The organism is Geminicoccus sp., from assembly GCF_035556675.1.
Lineage (GTDB): Bacteria > Pseudomonadota > Alphaproteobacteria > Geminicoccales > Geminicoccaceae > Geminicoccus.
The window spans coordinates 1-18063 of sequence record NZ_DATMFZ010000148.1; the positions used below are offsets into that span (position 1 = coordinate 1).

General features: G+C 67.0%; 15 protein-coding genes and 2 pseudogenes. 5 read left to right on the forward strand and 12 right to left on the reverse strand.

Features of this window, described 5'->3' with window-relative positions:
- Together VNS22_RS11250 and VNS22_RS11255 are read right to left on the reverse strand one after the other, a co-directional pair.
- A pseudogene (locus VNS22_RS11250) lies at positions 1–229 on the reverse strand (hypothetical protein); the annotation flags it as partial.
- Positions 230–240: 11 nt separating this feature from the next.
- Positions 241–1122 carry an MBL fold metallo-hydrolase gene (locus VNS22_RS11255; RefSeq protein ID WP_349261767.1) on the reverse strand — a complete coding sequence of 294 codons (882 nt, stop codon included), beginning with the start codon at positions 1120–1122 and terminating at the stop codon, positions 241–243.
- Positions 1123–1216: 94 nt separating this feature from the next.
- On the opposite strand from VNS22_RS11255, the gene VNS22_RS11260 reads away from it, so the two are divergent.
- Both VNS22_RS11260 and VNS22_RS11265 read left to right on the forward strand, forming a co-directional pair.
- Positions 1217–1579 (forward strand): dihydroneopterin aldolase, encoded by a 363-nt coding sequence (locus VNS22_RS11260; RefSeq protein ID WP_325732423.1) that lies wholly within the window; start codon positions 1217–1219, stop codon positions 1577–1579.
- Positions 1580–1666: 87 nt separating this feature from the next.
- Positions 1667–1861 (forward strand): hypothetical protein, encoded by a 195-nt coding sequence (locus VNS22_RS11265; protein WP_325732425.1) that lies wholly within the window; start codon positions 1667–1669, stop codon positions 1859–1861.
- Positions 1862–1877: 16 nt separating this feature from the next.
- Here VNS22_RS11265 and VNS22_RS11270 read toward each other — a convergent pair whose 3' ends face one another.
- Both VNS22_RS11270 and VNS22_RS11275 read right to left on the reverse strand, forming a co-directional pair.
- Positions 1878–2900 carry a glycosyltransferase gene (locus VNS22_RS11270; RefSeq protein WP_325732427.1) on the reverse strand — a complete coding sequence of 341 codons (1023 nt, stop codon included), beginning with the start codon at positions 2898–2900 and terminating at the stop codon, positions 1878–1880.
- Positions 2901–2902: 2 nt separating this feature from the next.
- Positions 2903–3856 carry a glycosyltransferase family 2 protein gene (locus VNS22_RS11275; protein WP_325732429.1) on the reverse strand — a complete coding sequence of 318 codons (954 nt, stop codon included), beginning with the start codon at positions 3854–3856 and terminating at the stop codon, positions 2903–2905.
- Positions 3857–4122: 266 nt separating this feature from the next.
- Here VNS22_RS11275 and dps point away from each other — a divergent pair, with 266 nt between their 5' ends.
- Positions 4123–4617: a DNA starvation/stationary phase protection protein Dps gene (dps, locus tag VNS22_RS11280; protein WP_325732431.1), complete on the forward strand. Its 495-nt coding sequence runs from the start codon at positions 4123–4125 to the stop codon at positions 4615–4617.
- A 141-nt stretch (positions 4618–4758) separates the two neighbouring features.
- On the opposite strand, the gene VNS22_RS11285 is transcribed toward dps, so the two are convergent.
- The 5 genes from VNS22_RS11285 to VNS22_RS11305 all read right to left on the reverse strand — a co-directional run bounded on the left by VNS22_RS11285 (position 4759) and on the right by VNS22_RS11305 (position 11769).
- A complete protein-coding gene (locus VNS22_RS11285; protein ID WP_325732433.1) occupies positions 4759–4938 on the reverse strand; it encodes a CsbD family protein in 180 nt (59 codons plus the stop codon).
- A gap of 103 nt (positions 4939–5041) precedes the next feature.
- Positions 5042–6367, reverse strand: a complete 1326-nt coding sequence (locus tag VNS22_RS11290) for a glycosyltransferase (RefSeq protein ID WP_325732435.1) — start codon at positions 6365–6367, stop codon at positions 5042–5044.
- Positions 6368–6382: 15 nt separating this feature from the next.
- Positions 6383–7657, reverse strand: coding sequence for a nucleotide sugar dehydrogenase (locus VNS22_RS11295; RefSeq protein WP_325732437.1), 1275 nt, complete (start codon positions 7655–7657; stop codon positions 6383–6385).
- A gap of 316 nt (positions 7658–7973) precedes the next feature.
- A complete protein-coding gene (locus VNS22_RS11300; RefSeq protein WP_325732450.1) occupies positions 7974–9398 on the reverse strand; it encodes an O-antigen ligase family protein in 1425 nt (474 codons plus the stop codon).
- A 79-nt stretch (positions 9399–9477) separates the two neighbouring features.
- Positions 9478–11769: a GumC family protein gene (locus VNS22_RS11305; RefSeq protein ID WP_325732439.1), complete on the reverse strand. Its 2292-nt coding sequence runs from the start codon at positions 11767–11769 to the stop codon at positions 9478–9480.
- A 660-nt stretch (positions 11770–12429) separates the two neighbouring features.
- Between VNS22_RS11305 and VNS22_RS11310 the strand changes: the two genes are divergently transcribed.
- Positions 12430–13851, forward strand: coding sequence for a sugar transferase (locus tag VNS22_RS11310; RefSeq protein WP_325732441.1), 1422 nt, complete (start codon positions 12430–12432; stop codon positions 13849–13851).
- A gap of 179 nt (positions 13852–14030) precedes the next feature.
- Here the strand turns inward: VNS22_RS11310 and VNS22_RS11315 are convergent, their stop codons facing one another.
- Genes VNS22_RS11315 through VNS22_RS11325 form a run of 3 tightly spaced genes read right to left on the reverse strand, consistent with a single transcriptional unit; the run spans position 14031 to position 16739 of the window.
- Positions 14031–14705, reverse strand: a complete 675-nt coding sequence (locus tag VNS22_RS11315) for a hypothetical protein (protein WP_325732444.1) — start codon at positions 14703–14705, stop codon at positions 14031–14033.
- A 42-nt stretch (positions 14706–14747) separates the two neighbouring features.
- The gene (locus VNS22_RS11320; protein WP_325732446.1) at positions 14748–15629 is read right to left on the reverse strand and encodes an ABC transporter permease; all 882 of its coding nucleotides are present in this window, start codon (positions 15627–15629) and stop codon (positions 14748–14750) included.
- Between the two features lie 33 nt (positions 15630–15662).
- Complete coding sequence (locus VNS22_RS11325; protein ID WP_325732448.1) at positions 15663–16739, reverse strand: ABC transporter permease subunit; 1077 nt, start codon at positions 16737–16739, stop codon at positions 15663–15665.
- A gap of 762 nt (positions 16740–17501) precedes the next feature.
- Between VNS22_RS11325 and VNS22_RS11330 the strand changes: the two are divergent.
- Positions 17502–17940 (forward strand): annotated as a pseudogene (locus VNS22_RS11330) (DDE-type integrase/transposase/recombinase); the annotation flags it as partial.
- Between the last annotated feature and the right edge of the window lie 123 nt (positions 17941–18063).

Below are 18063 nucleotides of genomic sequence, written 5' to 3' on the forward strand. Positions count from 1 at the left end.
CGAACAGGATGCCATCCGCCTCGGCCAGTGCGGTCTGGATGGACTGCTCGCTGAAGTCGCGGGAATGGGCCACCTTGAGGCCGGCCACGCTCTTCAGCGCCGAGATCCCGGTCCGCACGTCGTCCTCGGGCAGGAGGACCAGATGGCGGCCGGTCAGGCCGGGTGCGGCCGGCTGGAGATGCGGCAGGGCTTCGGCACGGCTGCCGCGGCGGGCTCCTGACTTGGCCAAGTTCGTCTCCTTCAGGCGACCGCTGCGAGGTTGCGGCGATGCACGGCCTCATAGGCCGGGTGATACACGATGGTTCCGGCGGCGAATGCCTCGGGCATGAAGCCGCGCAGGTCGGGCTGGCGCAGCGCCGGCTCGGTCCGGCTGCGCAGCAGCTTCTCGACATAGTGGCGGGTGACCTCGATCAGGCCGGGGCCGTAGCCGCCGGTCGCGATCCGCTCCGGGGCCCCGTGATTGGGCAGGATCCGGCCGATCGCCCAGCCGGCCATGCGCTCCAGCCCCGCCAGATGGGTCTCCAGCCGCGCCGGCTCCACCACATAGGTGATCGGGTCCTCCAGCGTGTCGCCGGCCAGAATCAGGTCGCGGTCGGGCAGGACCAGCACCGTGCCGTCCAGGCTGTGCACGTCGGCATGGCGCAGCTCCGCCACCTTGCTGCCTACGCGCAGCTCCAGCCGCTCCTCATAGGTGGTGCCGGGCATGGCCAGCGGCCGGACCGGCGGGTCACCGTTCTCCAGCTCCGCCCGGTGCGCCAGGAGCGTCTCGGCGGTGAGCCGGTGCGCGATGATCTCGCAATCGGCGAACACCTCGTTGCCGGCGACATGGTCGACATGCCAGTGGCTCAGCACCACCCGGATCCGCCTTGCACCAGCCTCGGCCAGGGTGCGGCGGATGATGCGGGCGTGCCCGAGCGAGATGTGTGTATCGTACACCAGCGCATCGTCGCCCTCGACCAGCGCATAGGTGCAGGTGCCGAGTCCGAATGCGCCATCATCCAGCCAGTTGGGGGCGGCCGAATGCAGCCGTACCCCGTCGATCCGGCCGTCATAGAAGGCGAGCAGGCCCGGTTCGGGCCGCAGCACGCGCATGGTCGAGCCCAGTTCCCCCACCGATCCCATCTCCCACCTGATTCGCTTTCGCCAGATTGCTACTGGATCCGGCCGATTCCCAGGTTCAAAAGCCTGCGGGCAGACCGGCAGACAGGAGGTGCCGTTGCAGGACCGACAGACCATCCGGCTGAAAGGCCTGGTGCTGGAGCTGCCGATCGGCGTGTTTTCCGAGGAGTTCGGCCGGACACAGCCGGTCGAGATCGAGGTCGAGGCGTGGCGTCTGGCCGGTGCCTTCACCAGCGGCCGCTATCAGGACTGCCTGGACTATCACCGGCTCTATCGTCACCTGACCGAGGTCTGGCCGACCCGGCCACATCAGGCCCTGCTGGAAAGCTGGGCCGAGGATCTCGTGCGGTTCGTGTTTGAAGACCCGCAGGTCGAAGGCTGCCGGGTGCGCCTCGCCAAGCTGGCCATCTATGACGGCCGCGCGGTGCCGGAAGTCGAGTTCGTCCGAGTGCGCGGCTGACCCCGCCGATCGGGTGGCAGCGCCTGGAACCCCATCTCGGGCCGGCCGTTCCTCCGAAGTACAGCTTTGGAACAGGAAAGAGCAGCCATGGCCCAGACCGATCACCGGGTGACCGAGCCGGGGCGGCATGATTCGAGTGCAGTCAAGACGCCTGTCCAGGCGCGCCAGGGGCGCAAGTTCGGTCGGATGCGCTACGTGCTCATCTTCGGCGTGGCGCTTGCCATCCTGGCGATGATCCTGGTCTATGCCGGCGTCTTCTCCAGCCCGCCGACGCCGCCATGACGGTTACACGGGCGGATCACTCGATGATCCGCTCGATCCGGTAGTCGCGCATGTCCTTGGTATAGGCGAAGGTCACGATCTCGCCGATCAGGCCGACCGCGATGATCTGTACGCCCAGCACCACCATCAGCGAGGACAGGATCAGGGCAGGGCGGTCAACCAGTGGTGTGCCGAAGGCCAGCCGGGTGAACACCAGCCAGCCGGTCGCCACCAGGCCCAGCGCCAGCACGGCCAGACCGAACCCGCCGAAGAAGCGGAACGGCTTCTTCAGGAACTTCAGCAGGAAGAAGACCGTCACCACGTCCAGGATCATGGAGTAGTCGAGCGGCGCGGAAGTGTCCTTGGGCGGCAGGCCGCCGCCGGGCCGCACCGTCTGCTCGACCACCTTGAAGCCGTGGCGCAGCGCCAGCAGCGGGAAGAAGCGGTGCTGGTGGCCGTAGAGGACGATCTCCTCCGCGACCTCGCGCTTGAGTGCCCGCACCCGGCAGCGCAGGTCGGCGAACGGCGACTGCAGGATGCGCTTGAGCACCCACTCCATCTTGCCCGCACCGAACACGGAGCCGCCGACGCCGCTGGTGCGCCTGGCCACCACCATGTCGGCGGAATCGAGCCCGCGGACGAGGTCGGGAAGGTCGGCCGGATCGACCTGGGGCTCCGGGACCAGGGTCAGGATCCGCGGTGCCCGGGCATGCTTGAAGCCCACCGACAGCGCCGCCGCCTCGCCGAACGTCTGGTTGAACACCAGCGCCCGCACGTTGTGTCCGGCCTCGCGCGACAGGGCTTCCAGCGCGGCCATGGCCCGCGGGAACTGCCCGTCCAGCACGTAGATGAACTCCACCCGGCCGAACTCTGCGAGCGCTGCCGCATGGCGCTCATGGTCGTCGCGGATCGTGTCGCTCTCCCGGCTGACCGGGATCACCACGGAAAGCTGAAAATCGGCCCCGACGTCATTGGTGCTGTCCGGCTGAAGCGCGCCGAGCGTTGGGTCGTTCGGGTGCAGGGAAGCAGTGGGGCGGGTCATGAGGTCCGAAGCAGACATGGTCACGGGACTTCCCTACCGGCGGGGCGGACGGCGAGATCGACGAAGGGAGCCAGGCTCTTCGACCTGGCACCCCAGATCAGCTGCCCGAGCAGCGCCAGGAAGATCAGGAACAAGGTGAGGGCGCCGAACAGGAGGGTGACGCCGGCGAACACCACCGACGAGCCGGCATAGGAAGTGTCGGCGAACACCACGGCGGCGACCGCCGCCATGAGGGTCAGCAGCAGGGTCAGCATGGTCAGGCCGCTGAGCCACAGCAGCGGTGCCCGGGCGAAGGTCAAGACGGTGCGGATCGAGATCAGGTCGACGAAGACCTTGTAGATCCGGGAGAAACCGTACTTGGATGAGCCGTGCATGCGCGGATGGTGGCGCACCACGATCTCGGCGATTTTCGGCCGGGCCAGCGAACTCATGGCCGGGATGAAGCGGTGCATCTCGGAATAGAGCGGGATCCGCTTGATCAGGTCCGCCCGATAGGCCTTGAGTGAGCAGCCGTTGTCCTTGATCGGCACGCCGGTGACCCAGCCGATCAGCCGGTTGGCGACCTTGGATGGCAACACCCGCGACCAGTGGTCCTTGCGGTCCTTGCGCCAGCCGACCACCAGGTCGTGGCCGGCCTCGATCTGCTCCAGAAAGCGCGGGATGTCGCGCGGATCGTTCTGCAGGTCGCCGTCCATGGTGACCAGCACCTTGCCTTCCGCCACGTCGATCCCGGCCATCATCGCCTGGGTCTGGCCGTAATTGCGGCGGAACTTGACGATGCGCACCTTGGGCTTGCCGTCGCGGGGCAGCTGGCTCAGCCGCTCGACCGTCCGGTCACGCGAGCCGTCATCCACGAACACGAGCTCCACCGTCCGGTCGATCGGCGCCACCGCGTTGCGGATCGCCTCGTACATCGGCAGGACATTGTCCTCCTCGTTGTACACCGGCACGATGATCGACAGATCGACGGACATGTTGCTCCGGAAGCGGCGGCACCAGCCGTGCGCGCTGCGCAGGCTCTTCGGCAGGCTGTGTAGTCCTTCACCGTTTGCATGAAAAGCGACCCGTCCGCCTGCATGGCCTCGGGTGCGTCAACAGAGCCACATGCTTGGCCTGTTCTGCCCATGGATGCAAACCAGACCTGCCGTGATCGCAAGACGGTTCTACGGAACGCCCTGGGCATTTCGCGGTTAGGAAGGCGGCCAACGACACTGCGGCCGGAGCAGCGGTGCTAAGGAGCATGCTCATGAAGAACCACTCGACCAAGAACGATACCCCGTCCAACACCAAGACGACCGTGATCGGCATCCTGAACCGGAACCTGGCCGCGACGATCGACCTGGCGCTCGCCACCAAGCAGGCGCACTGGAACCTGAAGGGGCCGCAGTTCATCGCGGTGCACGAGATGCTGGACGGGTTCAGGGCCCAGCTGGATGGCCATTCCGACACGATCGCCGAGCGCGTGGTGCAGTTGGGCGGCACGGCGCTGGGCAGCACGCAGAAGGTGGCGGAGGCGTCCGCCCTCAAGCCCTACCCGACCGACATCTATGCGGTGCAGGACCATCTGAGCGCGCTGATCGACCGCTACGGCGATCTCGCCAACATGGTGCGCAAGGCGATCGACGAGTCCGAGGAGGCCGGCGACGCCACCACCGCGGACATCTTCACCCAGGCGTCGCGCGACCTGGACAAGGCCCTGTGGTTCCTCGAGGCACATGTCCAGGAACCGCGCTGAGGCACGCTGCCACCAGCACCATCTCTCTGGCACTGCCGGACGCTGAAAACAGCAGAAGGGCGCGCCACTGGCGCGCCCTTCTGCCTTGTCCCGAGATCGGGCGGGAACTGCAGCCCTCCGGCTGCCACCCCCGCCATTCGATCACTTCTTCAGGCTGTCGCCGACCCCCTTGGCGGTGTCCTTCACGTCCTGCGCCGCGTTCTTCAAGTCGCCCTTAGCCTGATCGGTCTGGCCTTCCGCCTCGGTGCGACGGTCGCCCGTGACCTTGCCGGCGGCTTCCTTGACCATGCCCTTGGCCTTGTCCACGGTACCAGATGCCATCTCGGATCCCTTTCGCCTTTGATGGTCCAGTAACCCCATCGACCATGGGCGGGTTCCGGAAGGGATGGCGGCAGGGGCGTCACATGGGCGCGAGCCGCATGGCTCAGGCCGGCACCAGCCGCTCGGCCGCCGGCGCGCCACGCTTTTCCTTCAGCGCCGCCAGCATGTTCGCCTCCAGCCGCAGCCAGTGCGCCTCCCAGGTCCAGTTCTCCTGGACATAGCGGCGCCCGGCCAGCCCCAGGCTGGCGGCACGCGCCTCGTCCCGCAGCAGCGCCACGGTCTGCCGCGCGAACTCGTCCGGCGCGTCGGCGATGATCAGATGCTCGCCGGGCGTGGCGCGGATGCCCTCGTTGGCCACCGTGGTCGCCACGGTGGGCTTCGCCATGGCGAGGAACTCCAGCAGCTTGTTCTGCATGCCGGCGCCGGCCATCACCGGGTTCACGCAGACCGCGGCCCGGGCGATGTAGTCGGCCGGATCCGGCACCTCGCCGGTCACGGTGACGCCCGGCCGGCTGCCCAGGGCCGTCACCGCCGGCCTGGGGTTGCGGCCCACGATCATCAGGCGGGCGTCCGGCACTTCCGCACGGATCTTCGGGAAGACGTGCTCGGCGAACCAGATGGCCGCATTCGCATTGGTGTTGGTGCCCATCGCACCGGAGAACACCAGCATGTTCGGCTCGACCACCTCGCGCCCGCGCGGGACGTAGCGGCCGATATCCACCCCGTGCGCGCCATACACCCAGTTGCCGACCTCGGGCTGGCCATATTCGCGGCAGACCTGGCGGACCTCCTCGACGTCGCGCTCGCCGATCAGCACCACCCGGTCGAAGTCCTGCCAGACATGGGCCTCGTAGCGGCGCACCAGCCGCGCCTCGGTGGAGAAGATCAGCTTGTCGCGCAGCGTGGTGAAGGTCTCCATCATCCGCCGCGTGTTGAGCGACTGCGACACCTGCATGGCGAGGAAGGTCACGGCATTGCCGCGCGGCAGGCCGCGAATGCTCTCGGCACCCCGGATCGTGTAACAGTAGACGACGTCCGCCCTGCCTTCGGCGAGGATGCGGCGCACCGCGTCCCGCTGGTCGTCGTTGGAGAACCAGCCGACCTGGAGCGGCAAGCGCTTGGCCAGGCCGCGCATCATGCCGAGCAGGCTGCGCCTGCGGCCCTGCGGCATCACGGTCAGTGTACGGCAATGGGCACGCAGCCACGCCTCGTGCTCCGGTGCCAGCTGTTCGCCGTCATCCAGAGTGAGCAGATCGACCTCGTGGCCCCTGGCCTTCAGGAAGGCGATCAGATGGGCCACCGTCATCTGGTCGGCGCGCTTCATCGGCAGCGGCAGCCGGCCGTAGACGATGGTGATCCGGAAGGTTTCCGCGGCCGGCTCGACCTGCATGGTCATCGGCAAGCCCGGCTTGCCAGCTCCGTGTGCCATGACGTGTCGCCTTGCTCAGAGCCGGTGGATCGGGAACAGCTTGGCCGAGCCGCCCAGCCGGTCGACCACGCCCGGCATCGCCTTGCCAACCACCACGAGGTCGGCCTCCGCGGCCGCATTTGCCACGTCTTGGACCAGGATGCTCGACAGATGCGGCAGGTGTTCTTGGACATAGCGCTGGTTGGCGCCGACCAGCTCGTCGGTCTTCAGGTCCGGATCGTAGATCGAGAGGCGGTAGCCCTTGCCGATCAATTGCTCGGCCAGATCGAGCAGCGGGCTCTCCCGCAGGTCGTCCGTGTCGCTCTTGAAGGTCAGCCCGAGCAGCAGGACCCGGCCGCCCACCGGCAGCCGCCGGCCGATTTCCTGGACCAGGAACTGCTTGTGGCTGGCGTTGCTGGCCAGGATGTTCTCCATCACCGGCGCGCTCACGCCCTGCTCGCGCATGCAGGAGGCCAGCGCGCGCACGTCCTTGGGCAGGCAGGAGCCGCCGAACGGGGCGCCCGGCCGCAGGTAATAGGGCGAAATGTTGAGCTTGGTGTCCGCCAGGAAGATCTCCATCACCCGCTGCGGCGCGATCTCGAGGGAAAGGGCCAGCCGGCCGACCTCGTTGGCATAGGCCACCTTGAGGGCGTGGAAGCTGTTGTCGGCATACTTCACCATCTCGGCCACCGCGAACGGCACCTCGAACATCGGCGCGTCCAGCCCGTCGCAGATGCCGAGCAGCTTCTTGCTGGTGCCGGGCGCCCGCTCGCCGATCACCGTCTTGGGCGGGGCGAAATAATCGGCGATCGCCGTGCCCTCGCGCAGGAACTCCGGATTATAGGCGACCTCGTAGCGCCCGCCCGGTGCCTCGCCCGCCGTTTCCAGCAGGTTGGGCAGCACGACCTTGTCCATCGAGCCCGGCAGCATCGTGCTGCGGAACACCAGCAGGAGCGGGGGCATCGCTGGGTCGCGCCGGCGCACCGCCTCACCCATCTGCCGGGCGATCTTCACGACATAAGACAGGTCGAGCGAGCCGTTGGGCTTGCTGGGGGTGCCCACGCAGATCAGTGCCATATCGGCGTCCAGCACGTGGTCGCCGACCTCCGTGCTGCCGACCAGCCGCCCGTCGGCATGCCCCGCCCGCAGGAAGCCGTTCACGCCCGGCTCATGGATGGGGGAGCGTCCGGCCGATATCGCCGCGGCCTTGTCCGGGCTGATGTCGACGCCGACGATGGAATGCCCTTCGCGGAGCAGGCATGCCGCCACCGTGGCACCGACGTAACCGAAACCGCAAACGATAATCTTCATACGCAGATCCACTCCAGGAGACCGGCGGCAATCGAGCGCCTGCGCGCGCTCGTTATCCGCCACGTGCTGCTCATCTCCGCCAGGAACCGGCCCGCCGCGGAAGGGGACGCCCGTCCCACCTCCGGCTGGGCTCCCTCACGGATGAGCAGGACCAACAACCGCTGCTCACGCAGGCGACCAGACGCGGTGCCGCTTCGCCGCCGCCGCAACCACATAGTAGAGCCCGATCCCGGGTGGATCACAATCCGTCGCACCATGCGGCATAAGGGGCGCCGCCATGGCAGCGGCGCCACAGCCAGCACCATCGTGAGCCTGATCAGCGGGTCGAGGTCGGACCGTCGAAATCCTCGGCGATTCGCGGCCGCAGCCGGCGGAACTCCGCCAGGTCCTCGGCTTCACCGTCCTGCCAGGGTCGGTCGTCGTCCTCGGGCTCGTCGAAGTCCTCGCCGTCCTCCTCATCAACATCGTCCGGATCCTCGGCCGCGCGCACCAGCAGCAGGCCCAGCATCAGGAAGACGGCGCGGTTCTCCTGCAGGTCACCCGAAGTCATCGCGTTCATCAGGGTGTTGATAGTGAGCATCGCCGTGGCGAGCAGGAGCGGGTCGGTGCGCAGGCGGTGAACGTTGACCGGCTTCAGGCAGACCCAGAACAGTGCCGCGACCATTGCCAGCCCGACCAGGCCGAAGTCGAACATGATGTCGAGGATCATGTTGTGCGGATGATCCTGGATGTCCACGTTGTGCACAAGGATCGGCCAGCTGCCGATCCCGAAACCGAAGATCGGCGCACGCGGGATCCAGGTGAACGCTGCGGTGATGTTGAAGCTGCGCCGGAAGTCGGAGTTGCTGACCAGTTCTCCGCTCGCGACGCCTTTCAGGCGTGCCAGAGTGGACAGGGCGCCCAGGTCGACATCGGGTGAGGTGATGGCATAGGCGATCACCCCTACCAGCGCCACCAGGGCCAGCAGGATCGGGATCTGCATGCGCATGACCCGGACCCGCCCCGCCGCAGTCAGCTTCCAGCCGATGATGGCGATCAGCAGCATCGGCACCACGCCGCTGATCAGCGGCCCACGGCCGCCGCCGATCAGCAGCACCATCATGAACATCGCCAGCAGCACCAGCAGCACCAGCCGGCGGAAGGTGACGCCGCTGCTGGTCGCCCAGAACGCGCACACGATGATGGCGCCCATGCCGCAGACCCGGCCGAAGCCCAGATAGCTGTCGCCGTTGTTGATCAGGAGCCGGCCGCGGAAGCCCTGCTTGGCCCAGGCGAGCAGCGCCTCCACGCCCAGCCACATGGCGAACAGCACGATCAGGCGCATCAGCCGCCGCACCCGCTCGCGCGAATTCGCCAGGATCAGCGCGCCCGCGATCAGGCACCAGGTGTTGGTGACCGTGGTCAGGAACAGCTTCTCGCGCCCATAGGAGCGCCCCTCGGTCCAGATCAAGCCGATCCACATGTAGACGACGAAAACCGTCCACACCCCGAGCACATAAGCGCCCGGCAGGTACAGCTTTTCCTGGAACAGGAGGACCAGGCCCACCGCGATGCTGAGCACCAGGAACAGGAGGGTCGGGTCGATCGGGAAGAAGGCGAAGCGAGGGTCGCCCTTGTAGCGTCCTGCGAACAGGAACAGCACGAACAACGCCTCGAACGAGAACAGGTCCAGCACCAGGCGGACCAGCGGGTTCCTGCTCCGAAAACCCTTCACGGGAACGATCTTCGGCAGGTTCAACACGAATGCCAAGGCAGCCGTCCCCTCGTCCCGACCAGCAGAGCGGCACCGTCCCCGAGTTGAGTACCCGGGGACGGCTGGCTCAGTTCACGTAATAGTCCTGATACTTGCCGTAGTACTGCGCCACATCGCCGTAGCCGTACTGGGCGTGCTTCTTCACGTCGACCTGCGTGACCACGATGCCGCCGATCGGCACGTTGGTCTGCCGCAGCGTGTCGAAGGACAGGCTCACCGCGTCCTTCGGGGTCTTGGACCAGCGCACGCAGAACACCACACGGTCGGCCAGGAGGGCCGCAACCCGGCTGTCGGTGACGCTCATCACCGGCGCGCAGTCCAGGAACACGTAGTCGTAGGTCTGCCGCAGCGTCTCGATCAGGAGGCGCATCTTCTGGCTGTCGAGCAGGTCGGTCGGGTTCGCGGTCTGGCGCTTGACCGGCAGGAAGTCCAGACCGGTCGCCGGATCGTGCTGCACCACCTCGTCCAGCGTCCGATCGCCCACCATGAACTCCACGATGCCGGCTGCCACCGGCCGGCCCAGTTCGCGCGCCACCGACGGGTGGCGCAGGTCCAGGTCGACCAGGATGACCTTCTTCTGCGAGCGCGCGGCGAACGTCGCGAGGCTCGTGACGAAGGTCGACTTGCCTTCCTGGGGCAGGGAGGAAGTGACCAGGATCACCTTGGGCGGATTGTCGACCGACGAAAGCTTCAGCGTGGTCAGCACCGAGCGGATCGCCTCGGTATAGGCGGACAGCGGCTTGGCCACGAGGTATTGGTGCGGCTTCTGGTTACGGCGCAGCCGGTCCAGGCGCGGCACCAGCGCCAGCGGCTGCTGGCCGAGCAGGCGTTCGATCTGCCGCGACGAGCGCAGGCCCTGGTCGCGCCGCTCCAACAGCAGCGAGAGCAGCGAGCCCACCACCAAGCTGCCGGCGAAGCCCACCGCGCCGAACAGGCGCGGGCCTGCGGTCGACGGGCGATCCGGCGGAGCGGCGACTGAAAGGATCTTGGCATCCGCCTCGATCAGCTTCTGCTGCTCGCGGGTCTCCTTGGAGCGCTGCAGGAACTGCTCGTAGAGCGCCCGACTTGCGTCGGCCTGCCGCTCGAGCTCGCGCAGCTTGATCTCGGCATCCCGGTCCTTGACCGTGGTGCCCTTGGCCTTGTCCAGCTCGCTCTCCAGCGTCGCGACCCGGGTGCCGATCACCTCGACCTGGTTGCTCAGGTTCGCGGCGATCCGTGCCACCTCGGCGGAGATCTTGCTGTAGAGCTGCTGCTTCTCGGTCGCGATCTGCTGGATCATCGGGTGACGCGGGCCGAACTGCTGCTTCAGCTCGTTCTCCCGGCGCAGTAGGTCGGTCTCCTGGCCGCGCAGGGCGATGATCACCGGGCTGTTCAGCACCTCCGCCATCGTGTCCAGGCCGGCACCCCCGCCACGCATGTCGCGCGCCAGCCGAAGGGTGGCCTGGGCGGCCGCGAGCTCGGCACGGGATTCGATGAGCTGCTGGTTCAGGTCGGCGAGCTGCTGGTCGTTCAGCGTGACGTCACGCGTCGACACGATGTCGTTCTCGGCGCGGAACTTCTCGACCGCGCGCTCCGCCGCCTCCACTTCGCTGCTCAGGGCCGCCAGGCGGTCGTCCAGCCAGCTGGCCGCCTTGGTGGTCGCCGCCGACTTGGAATTGATCTGGTCCTCGACGTAGATCTGGGTGACCCGGTTGGCGATGTCCGCCGCCTTTTGCGGATCCGGCGAGGTGAACGACACGAGCATGACGTAGGACGGATCGTCCAGGCGCACCTCGAAATTGCGGGCGAAGCGGTCCACCGCCGCCTGACGGTTCAGAATGGGTGCCTCGGTCGCCAGCACCGGCAGCTTCTCCTTGGCGAGGCCGGCGGCGATGACGAGGTTCTCCGGGAGCATCTCGAGGACCATCTCGATCGGGCCACCGATCGCGTAGTCGAGATTGCTCGGCTGGTTCGCCGGATCGAGGGCCGGGTTGAACTCCGGGTCCTCGAACAGGCTCATGTCGTCCATCACCCGTGCGATTTGGTCGCGCGCAGTGAGCAGGCGCACCTGGGTCGCCAGCGCCGGAGCGTCACCGGTCAACCCCGCCACCACCTGCTGCAGGTTCACGACCTGCTCGTTCAGGGGCTCCAGCATCAGGGCGGCAGTTGCGGTGTAGCGCTTCTGCACCTGGGTGCCGGCCAGGGTGGCGATCGTGGTGCCGAGCACCACGAAGGCAGCGATCAACCACTTGCGGCGCCACAGGATGGCCAGCAGTTCGCCCAGGTCGATCGAATCCTGGTCGTGGTCGGCAGAAGCGGCTCCACCGCGCTTGCCGCGGGAGCCGAGATCGCCGCGGCTCTGCATGTTGTTGGCGTTCATCGCGCTCCGGCCAGTTGCACTTTCGCGGTGCGCTGCCGCGCTACCGCCTCCAAGGTTACGAAACTTTCACAAAGCTTCTAGCTGATGACACCGATTATGCTAGCAGATATGCACGCAGCTGCTGGGCATCGAGTGCCGCATGCAGACCATGTTACATTTCGGACGCCGTGCCGATGCCGTCGTCGGCGAGGTGTGTCATGGCGACCACTAGGCTCGCAAAGCGGCATGCCATAAGCCGCGCCACAGGAACCCACGGCGATCGAGGCGCTCTCTTATCCGATTCGCTCGGGCCACGTAAAGGCATGCGGAAATCGACCGGCACTCGTCCAGCGGTCGCGCTCACCTGGCCGGCCGTCACTTCGCAGCGACAATCGCTATCTACAAGAGGGCCCAGCGGGAATGGGCGTGATTGAGAAACATGCGCGTTCGTGCTCAATTCCCGGCCGTGGACGTTCAGGGCTCTGCCCTAACAGGGCAGGAACCGCGGTCCTGCCCTCTGCAACGGCGATGGCTGTCCGTCGCTGGGCTTAGTACAATTCTTGTGGGAGATCGCCCGCCCGCGAATCTCCCCCGGAGACATTCTTGTTGATGTCGGGCTTCTTCGCGACCAGGGCGAGCCAGGCTGGCCGCCGAGCGTTCATCCTGGCTCATGATACCCTCATGGCCGCGCTTTCGTTCGTGCTCGCCATGCTGCTGCGCGCACCTGAAAGCTGGAGCGAGGAGAACACCTACGCCCTGATCGTGGGCACCATCATCTTCGCCGCCGTCTCCGCCTTCGTGTTCTTCTCGCTGAGCCTTCACAAGAGCGTGTGGCGATGGAGCTCGACCACCGACCAGATGACTGTGGTCCGGGCGGCCACCATCGCGGTGTTCCTGTTCGTGCCGACCATGTTCGTGATCGGCCGGCTGGACGGGATCGGCCGCTCCGTGCCGTTCATTCAATGGTTCGTGCTGGTGACCCTGCTGTCGGGTTCGCGCTTCCTGTACCGCTGGTACATGACCCGCCGGGGCGAGCGGAGCGTCTTCCGCCAGCGCACGCCGATCCTGCTGCTCGGCACGGGCGAGGGGGCGGCGATCTACCTCCATGCACTCGACGCCACGCCCGGCTCGGCCTTCTATGCGGTGGGCATCCTGTGCGACCAGGGCACGCTGGTCGGCCGTTCCTTCAACGGCGTCCCGGTGCTGGGCGGGGCCGAGGACCTGGAGCAGGTGCTGGTCGACCTGGAGACGCACGGGATCTTCGCCGAGCGGATGATCGTCACCAAGCCGCTGGAAAGCCTGCCGGCAGGTCTGGTCGGAAGACTAGGCGGCATCGCCCGCCGCCACGGAGTGGAGATCGACACCCTGCCGGACCTGCTCTCGCTCCGCCTGGGTGGCGGGGGGGTCGTGGCCACTGCCGACGAACCCATGCCGGTGGGAGCGCCCCGCTGGCTGGAGGTGAAGCGCTTCCTGGACGTCGCGGTCAGTGCCGCGCTGCTCCTGTTCACGGCACCCATCTCGCTGCTCGCCGCCTTCTTGGTCCTGGTCGAGATGGGCAATCCGGTCCTGTTCCGGCAGGTCCGGCCGGGCCACGTGCTGCGGCCGTTCACCTTGCTGAAGTTCCGCTCGATGCGCTCGCCGCGTAGCGCGGATGGCCGGCTTCTGAGCGACCAGGAGCGGACCGGCATGGTCGGCCGGTTCCTGCGCCGCACCCGGCTGGACGAGATCCCGCAGCTGGTCAACGTGCTCAAGGGCGACATGTCCTTCATCGGGCCGCGCCCCCTGCTGCCACGCGACTTGGCCGATCTGGCCGACGGGGGCTGGGAGCGTTCGCGCCTGCGTCCGGGCCTGACCGGCTGGGCGCAGGTCAATGGCGGCCACCAGCTCAGCAATCCGGACAAGATGGCGCTGGACCTCTGGTACACCAGGCATGCCTCCCCCTGGCTCGACCTGAAGATCGTGTTCCTGACGATCCGGATGGTGATCTTCGGCGAGAAGGTGAACCAGGCCGCCATCGACGAGGCGCGCGCCTGGCTCGACCACAGCGGCAGCGCCGGCTCCTTCGAACCGGCGCGCGAGGTCGGCCAGCAGGCGGTCGTCTAGTTCTGCGTTGGGCCTGCGCAGGGGCATCCTGCGTGGAGTTGACAGCGATAAGAAGACAGACGTCTGCAGGGGTCAGCAAGAGCACAGCCTTCACGAGGCTGTGATGTGCGGCATCCAATCACAGGCCGCATCGCCAGTTCGGCACCGCGGCAACTTCGTCTTAGGCTGCCATGTCCGGGTCATCCGGTGCCGCCGCGCCGGGCGCGGAAGCGCTTGCGGTAGATACCGGTCTGCGTATCCAGCTCGTGGCGCAGCTGCTCGGTTGCCAGCTGGCCAGGCTCGTCCAGAACCGAGACCGTGGCGTCGAGCGGCTCGCGGCGCAGCGGAATCAGCTGGGCCACCGGCGTGCCGCGTGGCAGCACACCCGTGAAACGGTCGTCGCGCCAGACCGCAGGAAAATGGACGAGGCCGGCGCGATAAAGGTCGGTATCGATCATCCCGGTCAGCGTGGTGAACGGCAGGTCGTGCCGGTTGAAGGGGTGGCTCGCCAGCACCGAGATGCCGGGCTCGGTCTCGATCGTCCAGAAGTTGAGGAACTTCAGGAATCGCCGGCCCGGTGGCGCCAGCCCGGCACCTTCGCCCTGGGCGGCCGCATGGAACGAGATGGGGCTGCGCGGCAGGCCCGGCAGGCGCGTGGGCGGCGGGCTCCAGTCCCAGGTGAAGCTGGGGCCTGGGCCGACCTGCAGGTCGGCCGGCAGGAGGATCAGGTAGCCCAGGCCCAGCGCGTCGAGCAAAGGCGGGCAGTGCTTGAGGGTGCGCACGGCCGTGCCGCTGTCCCGGTCGAACGCCGTGCCGGGCATGGACTTCAGCCATGGCGGCAGGCAGGCGGCGGCTGCCACGGGTGGGGGCAGCACGGCCTGGAGTTCCGGGGGACAGCGGAAGGTGATGCGCATCGCTCAGGCCGGCTGCAGGGTCGGCTTGCGGGCGAGCCGCAGGTCGACCGCCTGGGCAGCGGCCGCCCGGCGGCTGGCCCGGCGCAGCTCCGTCCGCCGGTGCAACTCGTAGGCCAGTGCCAGTGCCACCGTCACCGCGATCAGCACCACGGCCAGCGCGTTCACCATCGGCGTCAAGCCGTGGCGGACGTTGGCGGCGATCTCGATCATCAGGGTCCGCTCGCCGCCGATCGCGAACACGGTGGTGTTGTAGTTCTCCATGCTCTGCAGGAAGGCCAGCACGCAGGAGGTCAGGATCGCCGGGCGCAGGAAGGGCAGCATGATTCGCCGGAACACCTGGGTGTGCGAGGCGCCCAGATCGAGCGCCGCCTCCTCCAGGGTCGCGTCGAAGCGCTGCAGCCGGGCGGTGAACAGGAGCATACAGTAGGCGGCGATGAAGCTGGTCTGGCCGATCGTGGCGAGCAGCAGCCCGCCGCCCACCCCGAAATTCTGCCAGAAGATCAGGGTCGAGATGCCCAGGAGGATGCCGGGTGCCAGGACCGGCGAGACCAGGATGCCGTAGACCAGGTTGCGCGAGGTCCGGGACAGCCGCATGCGGGTCAGGAGCAGGGCGGCGGCTAGGCCGCACGGCACGGCCAGCAGCATCACGCCGACGCCGATGAGCAGCGAGTTCTGGATGCCGACCCACAGTTCCCGGTCGGCGAACAGGGCGCCGAACCAGCGCAGTGTCCAGCCCTGCCAATGCGTCACGGTGGGGTAGGGGCTGTCGTTGAACGCGGCGAGCGACATGATGAGCAGCGGGCCGAACATGTAGAGAAAGAACAGCACGAGATAGATGCTCAGGATGCGGCCCATCCAGCCGTCGGCACCACGCGCTCGGATCATGCCTCACCCCCTCCCGGCACACCGGCCATCGCGTCAGCCACGGGCGATGTCCTCCAGGCGCACGCGGAACAGCCGCATCATCAGGAGGACGAACAGGATGCACAGGATCAGAAGGCCCATCGCGTAGGCGGCGCCCATGTTCCAGTTGCTGTGGTCGTAGAACCAGGAATAGATCACCTGGGTGAACCAGACTGAGCGGACCCCGCCCAGGATCTGTGGGACGGCGAACGAGCCGGCCGCCAGCATGAATACCATGATACAGCCGACGGCCAGGCCGGGCTTGGCATGCGGGATGATCACGCGCCAGTGGATCCGCGCCCAGGAGGCGCCCAGGTCTCGTGCCGCCTCGATCTGGTTGCGGTCCAACGTTTCCAGCGCATTGTAGACCGGGAAGATCATGAACAGCACGTAGGCATAGGTCATGCCGATGATCACGCCGGCATCGGCGTTCAGCCAGTCGACGCCGGGCAGGCCCAGCGCGCGCAGCATGAGGTTGGCGATGCCGTTCTCGGACAGGATCATCAGCCAGGCGAGGGTGCGCAGCAGCTCGTTGACCCAGTAGGGCACGATCAGCGCCAGCATCAGCAGAGGCGCGTGGTGGCCCGAGGCGACATGGGCGATGTAGTAGGCTACCGGGTAGCAGATCACGGCCGCGATCACGGTCACGATCACCGAGGCCCAGATGGTCTTGAGGAAGATGCTCCAGTGCAGCTCGCTGGTGAGGAAGTGGACATAGTTGTCCACGCCATACACCTTGACCGGTCTGGTGACCTGTTCCTCCATCTCCGGCAGGCGTGCCTCGATCGCAGCGACCTGCTCGGCCAGCGGCACCTTCTGCGCCTCCAGCGCGGCCGCATCGGCGTCCGGCTTGCGCAGCTCGCGTTCGATCGCCCGGATCTGCCGCTCGATCTTCTGCTTGTCCATGTAGAGGCGCTCGATCTGGGCATCGAGCTCGGCGGAATGCGAGCGGTCCAGCCGCCAGAACGAGTATTGCATCATCACCGCCTGCGGCAGGACGATGATGCCGAGCATCCAGACGGCCACGGCGACCAGCACGTAGCCCGTCAGGAGCGAGCCGTAGCGGCGGCGGAAGTCCAGGATGGCGTGCAAGCAGGCCCCCATACGCGGACGATGGCAGAAATGAGCAGACCCGCGCGGTTCCGTCCAGAGTTCAGCAAGGGGTGCAGTGGGCAATATCGGATCCGCAGGCTGCCCCCAGAGGCGGACGGACAGCCCATGGTAGTCCGCGGCCAGAACGGGACGGGGCAGGAGGAGATGACCCCGCATCAGCAGGCGCGAAATGCTGCTCTGGGCCGAGCCAAGTCGACCGCGCGGATCATCAAGGTTCAGGTTCTCGCCAGTGCTCGTTGGCGGTTGGATGGAGGTGGAGCGTGCGGGACCACCTCGACATGCACAGTCTGGGCGGCATCATCGATGGCGACGTGCAGAAAGTCGCGGCCCATGCCTTCACTGGCTCCGTATCGTCAAGCGCCTCAGCCCGCTCTTGCCCGCGTCGCCTTCGGAAAAGGGATCGAGCGTCTTCTGACGCGCGATCGATGTTCGAACCGGCTTGGCTCCTTGATGTCGGGTTGAACCAGCCAATCGCGCTGATAGCACCGCATCGGCTCCTTGGGCTGCAGGGCTTCCGGCCGCCCGGGCCTCATCCGCGTCAGCAACGGCGCGAGCGGAGGAGGCAGAACCAAGTGCGGCGAGTGCCCGTCGACCTCTTTGCCGGGAGCCGTCGCCCGTAAACTGCTGGTCTACACGCACGCCGTCGTTCGTACACAAAAGCCGTTCCGGCCTGGTGCAGCCGACTCATCACCCGCTTGACCGACGACACGGTATCGCCGGGGGATCGGGTTTTAGCCCGATGGCATCAGCCGCCTGCCGGATACCGAGAGCGGCAAGCCAGGGCGCTCCAAGTTCAAGCGCTACCCGATCGGCTACTTCCCCGTCGACATCGCCGAGGTCCGGACACAGCAGGCAAGCTCACCTCTTCGTTGCCATCGACAGAACCTCGAAGTTCGCCTTCGTGGAAATGCACGAGAAGGGCACACGCCAAGTGACCGGCAACTTCCTCCGGACCCTCGCCGCGGCGGTTCCCTACCGGATCCACACCGTGATCACCGACAATGGCACGCACTTCATCGAGCCCGGCGGCGATGGCCAGACGCCTGAGGACATCCGGCAGATGCTCGCCCGCAAGCTGCCGTTCCTCTGCCACGCCTTCGAATTCGCCTGTGCCGAACTCGACATCGAGCACAGGCTCACCAAGCCTCGACACTCTTGGATCACGGATGAGGTGGAACAGTCTCTTGGTGGCGAAGCGTGCTATCTGGTGGCCGCTCACGGGTGACGAAGAGCCGGGCCTGAGGTGGGAGCCCGACCGCGCCCTTTTCACCGCGCTCCTTCTTTGTGGCGCCCGTGGGTGCTC